Here is a 10,474-nt window from a genome sequence, read left to right as displayed (position 1 = left end):
GGTCACACCCGTTCCCATCCCGAACACGGAAGTTAAGCTCTTCAGCGCCGATGGTAGTTGGGGGTTTCCCCCTGCAAGAGTAGGACGTCGCCGGGCAAACACATTTACTTCGACTTAAATGTGTAAAAAGTCTTAATGTCGAAAAGTAATACATGTTTAGGTCCCGTGGTGTAGCGGTTAACATGCCTGCCTGTCACGCAGGAGATCGCCGGTTCGATCCCGGTCGGGACCGCCATTTAATTTTAATTTACAAACCGATTCTAGGGATTTATTCCAGGGTCGGTTTTTTTGTTGCTTAAATAATATTTAATAAAAACTAAACTACGCATTGTTGGAAATTCGATGATAGGCAACTCTAAACTTTCCGATGCATCGTATTTTCGGTACACTATAACAAAGTAGCGGAAAGGAAAAATCATATGATTAAAGAAATCGAAGTCTCTTCTGTTATGGAAACAGAGCAGTTAGCAACAAAATTGGCAACGCTTCTTACTCCACCGGATGTACTCACACTCGAAGGAGATCTTGGTGCCGGTAAAACGACGTTTACGAAAGCATTAGCAAAAGGTTTGGGCATTACGCGCACAGTCAACAGTCCGACGTTTACGATTATCAAGCAGTATGAAGGGGATTATCCTTTCAATCATCTCGATGTTTACCGCTTGGCTGGTAGTGATGAGGATCTTGGTTGGGACGAATTGTTTTACGGAGAAGCAATATCAGTTATTGAATGGGCACATTTGATTGAGGATAATTTACCGACAGAACGTTTAGAAATTCGTCTTGTTCATGGAGGCGGAGATAAACGAATGATTACACTTAAGCCAATAGGTGAACGGTATAAAAAGATTTGTGAGGGGATTTACTTATGATTTGGCTAGGAATAGATACGGCTAATACACCACTTTCGATTGCAATCGTGAAGGACAGAGAACTGTTAGTGGAGGAAACTTCTGCAATGGCTATCAACCACTCACTGCGTGCAATGCCGGCAATTGAAGAATTACTAGCAAAGGTAGGGATTGCACCGTCTCAAATTGATGCGATTGCGGTTGCGGAAGGACCTGGTTCTTATACGGGTGTCAGAATCGGTGTAACGATAGCAAAAACATTGGCATGGACACTTGGCAAACCTCTTGTTGGTGTCTCTAGTTTGAAAGCATTGGCTGCCAATGCATTATTTTTTAATGGCTTAATTTGCTCAATTATTGATGCTAGACGAAATAATGTTTATGCGGGTGTCTATCAATTAAATGCTGGGGAGCTTATGGAAGTCATTGAAGACGGGCATTATTCTCTTGAAGAATTGATTCGAAAAATTGGAGAGTGCGATGGCCCCGTGTTATTTGTCGGAAAAGATACGGCTATGTATGAACAGCAAATTGTTGAACAGCTTGGGCATCGTGCGATGATTGCACCACTTCATTTCAATCTGCCTCGTGCATCTTCACTCATTTATATTGCAGCTCAATCAGAGCAAGAAGCAGATGTGCATGCATTTGTGCCTGAATACCGTCGTATTGCTGAGGCTGAGGCAAACTGGCTGAAAGAGCAGGGAAAGGACAAGACTAGTGAGTAAAGATATTCAATATAGAAAAATGGGGATGGATGATATCCCCTTTGTTGTGCAAATCGAGCAGGAGTCTTTTGCGATTCCATGGACGAGGGAAGTTTTCGAGCATGAAATGACGAGTAATGACTATGCGCATTATGTCGTTGCAGTCCAGGATGAAGAAGTGATTGGTCATTGCGGTATGTGGATTGTATTGGATGAGTGTCATATTACGAATGTTGCGGTACGTCCGCAAATGCGTGGCAATGGCATCGGTGAAGCTTTAATGAGAGAAGCCATTGCACTTTGTAGGGAGCTGGACGTTCGCTTAATGACGCTTGAAGTACGGATGACGAATGAAACAGCACAAAATTTGTATCGTAAACTTGGTTTTCAGGATGGCGGAATACGGAAAAACTATTATACAGACGACCATGAAGATGCGCTCGTCATGTGGGTGGAGTTCAAATGACAAAAGACAGCTATATTTTAGGAATTGAAACGAGTTGTGATGAAACAGCGGCTTCCATTGTTAAAAATGGAACGGAGATTATATCAAATGTTGTAGCCTCCCAAATTGTGAGCCAGACGAGATTTGGTGGTGTTGTACCTGAAATTGCATCAAGACACCATGTTGAACAAATTACGCTTGTCATAGAAGAAGCACTAGTGGAAGCTGGACTTGTTCCTGCACAGTTGGATGCAGTTGCGGTGACAGAAGGGCCAGGATTAGTAGGAGCATTATTAATAGGTGTAAATGCAGCGAAAGCATTCGCTTTTGCTAACGGTTTGCCGATTATCGGGGTTCATCATATTGCGGGCCATATTTATGCAAATGAGCTGATGCAACCAATGGAGTTTCCGCTTCTAGCACTTATTGTTTCTGGAGGACATACAGAGCTTGTATTAATGGAACAACACGGATCATTCAAGTTAATTGGAGAAACGCGTGACGATGCCGCTGGAGAAGCATACGATAAGGTGGCTCGTGTACTCGGGCTTCCTTATCCAGGAGGACCGCAAATTGACAGATTAGCGGCGGAAAGTGATGCAGAAATTGCTTTTCCAAGAGCGTGGCTAGAACCAAATTCTTATGATTTTAGTTTTAGCGGACTAAAATCGTCAGTTATAAATTACAAACATAATCTTGAACAACGTGGAGAGCAAGTCAACCCAGCTCATGTTGCAGCTGGTTTTCAAGCGAGCGTTGTCGAGGTATTAACGACAAAAGCGTTGAAGGCTGCAAAGGAATATGGTGTAAAACAGGTGATTGCAGCTGGAGGCGTTGCAGCGAATAAAGGATTACGTTCTTCACTAGAAGATGCGTTCAAGGACGAAGGAATTCCTTTTTATGTACCACCAATCGCTCTTTGTACGGATAACGCAGCTATGATTGCGGCAGCGGGATCAGCCATGTTTGTGGACGGAATACGTGGCAATCTTGCGATGAACGGTAAGCCAGGTATGTCACTTACTTCATGGAAAAAATAATAATCTGTGCACGCGGAAATTGTCATGAAACGACAATTTCCGTGTTTTTATGTCGGTAGCATTTTAATTTTGTCAAGAGGGAACGTTCGTACTTATGCACAATTTGTGGATAAGTTGTGCATAACATATGAAATTGTTCATTTAATAACATGGGAGAAAGGATAACTTTGTGGAAAAAAAATAAGAAACCTGTGGATAATGTGGACAGTGTTGTTCATATCCCGTACTATCAACATTTTGCTTGTGTATAAGATTGTGGGAAATAATTTCCCGGAAAACTAGAATAGTTGACTATATAACAAGTTACGACAGCTAGAAACGACAAAACGCCGCGTTGAATTGGTTATACCGATTCGACGTGGCGCAATAAAAATTACGATTTTTTATACAAATGATTCTAATTCTTCTTGAAGGGCTAGCCAATTTTCCGATTTGTTATCGTGGTCATCCTGACAAGCATCAATCTGTGCTTGAAGTTCCATTAATTTCACATGATCTTCCGCAAATTCAGGGGTGGCAAGTTCATTTTGAAGTGCTGCCAGCTGTTCGTCCAATAGAGAAAGTTGCTCCTCAAGCTCTGTAATCGCTCTTGTCAGCCTTCTTTCCTGCCTTTTCAGTTCCTTGTCATCTTCATTCTTTCTTGATGTCACAGGTGTTGTAGTTGCTTTGCTAGTGGTTTCGGCAAGTAGCTCTTGTTGTTCCAACTTCTTCTCAACGAAATAATCGTAGTCTCCCAGATACTCGACTGCACCAGTCGCACTAATATCTATAACCTTTGTAGCAATCCGATTAATGAAGTAACGGTCATGCGATACGAAGATAAGAGTACCAGGGAAATCATCCAATGCATTTTCGAGAATTTCTTTACTATCTAAGTCAAGATGGTTTGTTGGTTCATCGAGAACAAGTGTATTCGATTTTTCTAACATCAGCTTAGCAAGTGATAGTCGTGCTTTTTCGCCACCTGACAAGGAAGTGACTGGTTTTTCTACGTCATCCCCTGTGAATAAAAAGCGGCCCAGTACAGAGCGTACATCTTTTTCGTTCATCATCGGCCAATCATTCCATAATTCTTGAAGAACAGTGCTTGTCCCAATTAGTGTTGCTTGTTCCTGATCATAATAGCCAAATTGGACGTTTGTCCCATAGCGTATCGAGCCGGAAACGGGCTCATTCGCTTTAACGAGTGTTTTCAACAATGTCGATTTACCAACACCATTTGGTCCAATGATGGCAATACGGTCTTGTTTGTAGACGCGTAAATCGATACCCGTTGAAACAGGAGTGGAATTATAGCCAATCGCAACTTTTTCGAGTGCTAGTACATCATTGCCGCTTGGGCGATCGATAGAAAAGCTAAAGCTAGCTGATTTTTCATCCCCATCAGGCGAATCCATCCAGTCTGTTCGTTCTAACAACTTGCGGCGACTTTTTGCCATTTTTGAAGTCGATGCACGGGCAATATTTTTTTGGATAAAATCTTCGAGCTTGGCCTTCTCGGTCATGTCTTTTTCAAAAAGCTTTTGATCTCGCTCGTAGTTTTTCGCTTTTTCGTCAAGATACGCACTATAGTTCCCTGTGTACTTGGCTACTTTTCTTCTAGACACTTCGTAAACGATGGTGACGATTTCATCCAGAAAATAGCGGTCATGCGAAACAATCAGGATAGCTCCTTCATAGGAGACGAGATATTTTTCAAGCCAACCGAGTGTTTCGATATCCAAATGGTTTGTCGGCTCATCGAGGATGAGAAGATCGGGCTTGCTTAGTAACATTTTAGCGAGTGCTAACCTTGTTTTTTGTCCACCAGATAACAGGTTGACACTTTTTTCATAATCGTCGGGATAAAAACGCATGCCGTGAAGGACGGAGCGTGTGTCTGATTCATACTGATAGCCGCCGGAATCTTTAAACTCAATTTGTAGGGCGTCGTATTCCGACATTACACGTGCATAGTCGGTAGGAGTGTCGTATACCGCTGGATCAGCCATTTGTCCCTCAAGTGTCCGCAGCCGTCTTTCCATGATATGGAGCGGTTCAAAGACGGTCATCATCTCTTCCCAAACAGATAAAGCAGAATCAATGCCACTATGCTGTTCAAGATAACCGATTCTCACGTCTTTCGGGATGATTAAATCACCAGAATCCGCCGTCATTTCACCGGCAATGATTTTAAGTAGTGTCGATTTTCCAGCTCCGTTACGTCCAACGAGTGCAACGCGGTCGCGATGTTGCACTTCGAGCCGGACATTTTCTAATATATCGGTTCCTGAGAATGATTTTGTCAGTCCGTTCACTTGTAATACAATCATATTTGAGCACCTCTATTCTTCTTTAGTTTAATGGAATGGCGCGAAGCGTGCAACGGTTGGCTTTACAAGGTTCGGTATGTACTGTACGATAGAATCGGTTTAACTTGAATCTAGGGAAATCCAAATTCCCTACTGATTCGAAATTTGGATGTTCAGGGGGGTTACAATGATAGAAGAAACGCCGAAAATACCACAGGCGACATCAAAACGGTTGCCTCTTTATTATAGATTTCTTCAAAACTTCGCCAACCTGGGTAAGAAGCGTGTGTCTTCTAGTGAATTAAGTGAAGCGATGAAAATTGATGCGGCCACTATCCGTCGTGATTTTTCTCATTTTGGGGCACTTGGACGCAAAGGATATGGCTATGATGTGCATTATCTTGTCGAATTTTTCCGTCAAATCCTCGATCAAGATGAAGGAACAGATGTCGCACTAATTGGTGTGGGCAGTTTGGGGAACGCATTTTTAAAATATAACTTCCATAAAAATCATAATACCCGGATCGTCGTGGCATTTGATCCAAAAGCACCGGCAGATGGAAAAGTATTGAGCGGTATACCTATTTTTCATCCAGATACAATTAGTGAGAAAATTGTCGAACTGGGCATTGATCTTGTTATTTTGACGGTGCCCTCACGTGTGGCACAGGATGTAACGGATAAGTTGGTGGAGGCGGGCATTAAAGGGATTTTGAACTTCACGCCAGTCCGTCTTTCTGCACCTGATTCAGTGCGTGTCCATACAATAGATTTATCTGTTGAGTTGCAGACACTTATTTATTTCATGAAAAATGACGTTAAACATTCACAATTGTAATTGCTCGATAATAGTAATATTAGCGGTTTTCGTGTAAAATGGATAGCAGAATGAGGGATGATTGAATCCTTCTGCTACGAGGGAGGTGTCTGAGATGCCAGGTCCAATGAGTTTAATTATTATCGCCATTATTGCGTTGCTTGTTTTCGGTCCGAAGAAGTTGCCTGAGATTGGAAAGGCGTTCGGTTCTTCATTGCGTGAATTTAAAAACGCGACGAAAGGTCTCGTAGAAGATGACGATGTGAAGAAAGTGGAAGACAAGAAAGCAGAAATAGTGGAAGTTAAGAAAGAAGAAGTGAAGTAAGTTAGGGTGTTTGTCCAATGACAGAAAAAAACTTAACAATCATTGAACATATAGATGAGATTAGAAAACGGCTGATGGTAATCGTCGTTTTCTTTGTGATTGCAGTGGCGGGTAGCTTTTTCATCGCAAAGCCTATTATTCAATTCCTGCAATCCGATGGGATAGTGGAAGGTATTACGTTGAATGCGTTCAACGTGCTCGACCCGATTATGATTTACTTGAAAGTGATTATTTTTATAGCGGTGATTATCATTTCACCGGTTATTATGTATCAGCTATGGGCGTTCATTTCCCCGGGTTTGCATGAAACGGAGCGACGGGCTACATTGAATTATATCCCGTTCACATTCTTCTTATTTGTCGGTGGGATTGCATTTTCCTATTTTGTACTATTGCCTTATGTAATGAGGTTCATGATGAATTTATCGACAGATCTCGACATTGTTCAGACAATCGGTATTAATGAGTATTTCTCATTTTTGTTTCAATTACTCATTCCATTCGGCATCATTTTCCAATTACCGATTGTCTTGCTATTTTTAACAAGACTCGGTATTTTGGATCCGGCCACACTGGTGAAAATACGGAAATATGCATATTTCGTCTTGTTCGTCATTGCGGCGTTCATTACACCGCCGGATCTATTTTCGCATCTTTTCGTTACGGTTCCACTGTTTGCGTTGTATGAAATCAGTATTTTTATATCCCGATTTGGCTATCGGAAATATTTGAAGGCGGAGCAGCAGCGTGAGCTAGAAGAAGAGACAGCTGAGCGACAGCGGCAGTTAGAAGAAGTGCGTGCAGAGCAACAGCGCCAAATTGATGAAGTGATGAGGCAACAGAAGTAAACGTAAAAAGTCTTCCAAACCGAAAAAATTCGGTGGAAGACTTTTTTCATTAAAAAAAGAAGATAATCGCTTGTTTTAAACTTTCTAGCTCATCGATATACTTTTGAAGCTTGTCGAAGTTCAGCTGTGCGATGACGACGAAGCCATTCATAAGTAAATGGGCAATTATCGGTGTCAGAAGTCGCTTCGTTCGATAGTACAGATAAGAGAAGATCAGTCCGGGCGCCATGTACATCAACAGATGCTCAAATTCGTTGTGCATCGCTGCGAAAATCAAGGCACTGACGATAGCTGCAATCCAGAAATTCGTCTTTTGATAAACCCCACCAAACAGGATCCGTCTGAATACAATCTCTTCTAGGAACGGGGCAAACACTACGATTGAAATAATGATAATGGGAGACACCTTTGCAATTTCACTTAGTACGGCCGTATTATCAGATCCTGGTGTAATTCCAAACAAGCTTTCAATAGCAGCGGCAAGCATTTGTCCTCCCATGACAAGGAAGAAACCAATGAACCCCCAAAGAATTGCATTGCCCGTAGTAGCCTTTTTTTCTTTGAAGATAGGTAAGAACTTTTTATTCCGAACGATGAACAATATGAACACAATTGCAGCCAGTGCATTGCTGATGAACAGAGACCAAGCACTTGCACGATAGGCGATGTCCTTTTCGCTGTATTGTTCATTCCAAGGGAGGTTGTTAAATAAGCCCTGTCCCAAGTAGATGCTACCGATTTGCATAACAGTATAGGCTGCCAAGAGCCATAAAGAGATTTTCCAGTTTTTCAACGAACCCACCCTTTCAACTGTGGCTGACGTTAATTTTAGCTGTTTAAAGCTAGATTAGCAAAGGGAATTAATTGTGCTTGCACAATTCAAAAGCTAGACGCAATTATGCTTTAGCATAATTGATAGTATTTCACTTGCAATTAATTCGAATGTTCATTATGATAAGAAATGTATTAGCACTCTTATCTACTGAGTGCTAAAATTTAAGGAATTACTTTGAGGAGGTTGTTTTACTTGTTAAAACCATTAGGTGACCGTATCTTAATCGAACTAATCGAGGCAGAAGAAAAAACATCAAGCGGTATTGTCTTACCGGATTCTGCGAAAGAGAAACCGCAAGAAGGGAAAGTCATTGCAGCAGGTACTGGACGCGTGCTTGAAAACGGCCAGCGCATCGACCTAGAAGTTAAAGAAGGCGATCGGATTATCTTCTCAAAATATGCTGGTACTGAAGTGAAATATGAAGGTAATGAATATCTAATCCTGCGTGAAAGCGACATTTTGGCAGTTATCGGCTAATGCTCGGTTAATGTACAAGTACACGAAAATCAGGAGGGAACTTATAAATGGCTAAACAAATTAAATTCAATGAAGATGCACGTAGCGCAATGCTTCGTGGTGTAGATACATTAGCGGACGCTGTAAAAGTAACGCTTGGACCTAAAGGGCGTAACGTTGTTCTTGAGAAAAAATTTGGTTCACCACTCATTACAAATGATGGTGTGACAATTGCACGTGAAATCGAATTAGAAGATGCATTTGAAAATATGGGTGCGAAACTCGTAGCGGAAGTAGCTTCTAAAACGAACGAAATCGCAGGTGACGGCACAACGACTGCAACGGTTTTAGCACAAGCGATGATCCGTGAAGGGTTGAAAAACGTTACTGCGGGTGCAAACCCTGTAGGTATCCGTAAAGGTATCGAAAAAGCGGTTGTCGCTGCTATTGAAGGTTTGCAAGATATTTCCGATGAAATCCAAGGGAAAGAAGAAATTGCACAAGTTGCAGCTATCTCTTCTGGGGACGAAGAAGTCGGTCAATTGATTGCTGAAGCAATGGAGCGCGTTGGTAATGACGGTGTTATTACGATTGAAGAATCAAAAGGCTTCACTACTGAATTGGATGTCGTAGAAGGTATGCAATTCGATCGTGGCTATGCATCTGCTTATATGGCAACAAATACAGATAAAATGGAAGCCGTTCTCGATAACCCTTACATTTTAATTACAGATAAAAAGATTACAAACATCCAGGAAATTCTTCCTGTTCTTGAACAAGTCGTTCAACAAGGTAAACCACTTCTAATGATTGCAGAAGACGTTGAAGGCGAAGCACTGGCAACACTTGTTGTCAACAAACTACGTGGTACATTCAACGCTGTTGCTGTTAAAGCGCCAGGCTTCGGCGATCGTCGTAAAGCAATGTTGGAAGACATCGCAGTACTAACAGGTGGTCAAGTTATTACAGAAGATTTGGGTCTAGACCTTAAATCTGCAGATATTACGCAGCTTGGACACGCAGCGAAAGTGGTTGTAACGAAAGATAATACTACAATTGTCGAAGGTAGCGGCAATTCTGAAGTGATTGCAGGACGAGTTAACCAAATCCGCATCCAACTTGAAGAATCGACATCTGAATTCGATAAAGAGAAATTGCAAGAACGTCTTGCGAAATTAGCAGGCGGCGTTGCTGTGATCAAAGTCGGAGCAGCAACTGAAACAGAACTAAAAGAACGTAAACTTCGCATCGAAGACGCATTGAACTCTACACGTGCAGCTGTCGAAGAAGGTATCGTTTCTGGCGGTGGTACGGCACTTGTCAACGTTTATGGCAAAGTAGCAGCACTACTAGACTCTGTGGAAGGCGACGTAGCAACAGGTGTGAAAATCGTTCTTCGTGCTCTTGAAGAGCCAGTACGCCAAATCGCTAACAATGCAGGTCTCGAAGGCTCAATCGTTGTTGATCGCCTCAAACGCGAAGAAGTCGGCATCGGCTTCAACGCAGCAGAGGGCACTTGGGTTAACATGATGCAAGCGGGTATCGTTGACCCAACTAAGGTTACACGTTCAGCATTGCAAAACGCGGCATCTGTTGCAGCTATGTTCTTGACAACTGAGGCAGTTGTAGCGGACCTACCTGAGCCAGCTGGTGCTATGGGCGGAATGCCTGATATGGGTGGCATGGGTGGAATGATGTAAGTCATCAGCCTTAATTTGAAAAGCGTCGACTCCTTTAGTGGGGTTGGCGTTTTTTATTCGTCTATTGAAGTCTGCCTGTGGACCTCACAATTCGTATTCAATTTGAAAATGGAACCCATTTTAGAGGCAATCATGAATGCCTACACAAACACGCTACTC

General features: G+C 42.2%; 11 protein-coding genes, 1 tRNA gene and 1 rRNA gene. 11 read left to right on the top strand and 2 right to left on the bottom strand.

The genetic code is table 11. The features are described from left to right. The 6 genes from rrf to tsaD form a co-directional block, all read left to right on the top strand. Positions 1-96 (top strand): 5S ribosomal RNA (gene rrf, locus R2B72_RS13620); the annotation flags it as partial. Between the two features lie 63 nt (positions 97-159). Next, positions 160-235 (top strand) — tRNA-Asp (locus R2B72_RS13615). Positions 236-419: 184 nt separating this feature from the next. Beyond that, on the top strand, positions 420-872 hold the full coding sequence (tsaE, locus tag R2B72_RS13610) for a tRNA (adenosine(37)-N6)-threonylcarbamoyltransferase complex ATPase subunit type 1 TsaE (protein ID WP_318617168.1): 453 nt from the start codon (positions 420-422) through the stop codon (positions 870-872). Next, the gene (gene tsaB / locus R2B72_RS13605) at positions 869-1,579 is read left to right on the top strand and encodes a tRNA (adenosine(37)-N6)-threonylcarbamoyltransferase complex dimerization subunit type 1 TsaB (RefSeq protein WP_318617167.1); all 711 of its coding nucleotides are present in this window, start codon (positions 869-871) and stop codon (positions 1,577-1,579) included. Before tsaE ends, tsaB begins: the two co-directional genes overlap by 4 nt. A 19-nt stretch (positions 1,580-1,598) precedes the next feature. Continuing rightward, on the top strand, positions 1,599-2,024 hold the full coding sequence (rimI, locus tag R2B72_RS13600) for a ribosomal protein S18-alanine N-acetyltransferase (RefSeq protein WP_412177856.1): 426 nt from the start codon (positions 1,599-1,601) through the stop codon (positions 2,022-2,024). Beyond that, positions 2,021-3,043, top strand: coding sequence for a tRNA (adenosine(37)-N6)-threonylcarbamoyltransferase complex transferase subunit TsaD (tsaD, locus tag R2B72_RS13595; RefSeq protein WP_318617164.1), 1,023 nt, complete (start codon positions 2,021-2,023; stop codon positions 3,041-3,043). The genes rimI and tsaD overlap by 4 nt, the downstream gene beginning before the upstream one ends. Before the next feature lie 383 nt (positions 3,044-3,426). On the opposite strand, the gene R2B72_RS13590 is transcribed toward tsaD, so the two are convergent. Then, positions 3,427-5,355, bottom strand: a complete 1,929-nt coding sequence (locus tag R2B72_RS13590; RefSeq protein WP_318617163.1) for an ABC-F family ATP-binding cassette domain-containing protein — start codon at positions 5,353-5,355, stop codon at positions 3,427-3,429. Between the two features lie 166 nt (positions 5,356-5,521). Here R2B72_RS13590 and R2B72_RS13585 point away from each other — a divergent pair, with 166 nt between their 5' ends. From R2B72_RS13585 to tatC, 3 genes are all read left to right on the top strand, one after another. Continuing rightward, a complete protein-coding gene (locus R2B72_RS13585) occupies positions 5,522-6,172 on the top strand; it encodes a redox-sensing transcriptional repressor Rex (protein ID WP_318617162.1) in 651 nt (216 codons plus the stop codon). A gap of 94 nt (positions 6,173-6,266) precedes the next feature. Beyond that, positions 6,267-6,476 (top strand): twin-arginine translocase TatA/TatE family subunit, encoded by a 210-nt coding sequence (gene tatA / locus R2B72_RS13580; protein WP_318617161.1) that lies wholly within the window; start codon positions 6,267-6,269, stop codon positions 6,474-6,476. Between the two features lie 17 nt (positions 6,477-6,493). Then, on the top strand, positions 6,494-7,324 hold the full coding sequence (gene tatC, locus R2B72_RS13575; protein WP_318617160.1) for a twin-arginine translocase subunit TatC: 831 nt from the start codon (positions 6,494-6,496) through the stop codon (positions 7,322-7,324). A 49-nt stretch (positions 7,325-7,373) separates the two neighbouring features. Here tatC and R2B72_RS13570 read toward each other — a convergent pair whose 3' ends face one another. Then, positions 7,374-8,117: a type II CAAX endopeptidase family protein gene (locus tag R2B72_RS13570; RefSeq protein ID WP_318617159.1), complete on the bottom strand. Its 744-nt coding sequence runs from the start codon at positions 8,115-8,117 to the stop codon at positions 7,374-7,376. Positions 8,118-8,351: 234 nt separating this feature from the next. Between R2B72_RS13570 and groES the strand changes: the two genes are divergently transcribed. Then, on the top strand, positions 8,352-8,636 hold the full coding sequence (groES, locus tag R2B72_RS13565) for a co-chaperone GroES (protein ID WP_318617158.1): 285 nt from the start codon (positions 8,352-8,354) through the stop codon (positions 8,634-8,636). 47 nt (positions 8,637-8,683) lie between these two features. Continuing rightward, the gene (groL, locus tag R2B72_RS13560; protein ID WP_318617157.1) at positions 8,684-10,315 is read left to right on the top strand and encodes a chaperonin GroEL; all 1,632 of its coding nucleotides are present in this window, start codon (positions 8,684-8,686) and stop codon (positions 10,313-10,315) included. The last annotated feature ends 159 nt before the right edge of the window (positions 10,316-10,474 follow it).

The sequence above is a fragment of the Sporosarcina sp. YIM B06819 genome (assembly GCF_033485175.1).
GTDB lineage: Bacteria > Bacillota > Bacilli > Bacillales_A > Planococcaceae > Sporosarcina.
Note: the sequence above shows the minus strand (reverse complement) of the source record. Positions and strands in the feature narration are given on the sequence as shown.

Coding starts and splice junctions, on each gene's coding strand:
- tsaE (WP_318617168.1), top strand. CDS start 420: ATGATTAAAGAAATCGAAGTCTCTTCTGTTATGGAAACAGAGCAGTTA.
- tsaB (WP_318617167.1), top strand. CDS start 869: ATGATTTGGCTAGGAATAGATACGGCTAATACACCACTTTCGATTGCA.
- rimI (WP_412177856.1), top strand. CDS start 1,599: ATGGGGATGGATGATATCCCCTTTGTTGTGCAAATCGAGCAGGAGTCT.
- tsaD (WP_318617164.1), top strand. CDS start 2,021: ATGACAAAAGACAGCTATATTTTAGGAATTGAAACGAGTTGTGATGAA.
- R2B72_RS13590 (WP_318617163.1), bottom strand. CDS start 5,355: ATGATTGTATTACAAGTGAACGGACTGACAAAATCATTCTCAGGAACC.
- R2B72_RS13585 (WP_318617162.1), top strand. CDS start 5,522: ATGATAGAAGAAACGCCGAAAATACCACAGGCGACATCAAAACGGTTG.
- tatA (WP_318617161.1), top strand. CDS start 6,267: ATGCCAGGTCCAATGAGTTTAATTATTATCGCCATTATTGCGTTGCTT.
- tatC (WP_318617160.1), top strand. CDS start 6,494: ATGACAGAAAAAAACTTAACAATCATTGAACATATAGATGAGATTAGA.
- groL (WP_318617157.1), top strand. CDS start 8,684: ATGGCTAAACAAATTAAATTCAATGAAGATGCACGTAGCGCAATGCTT.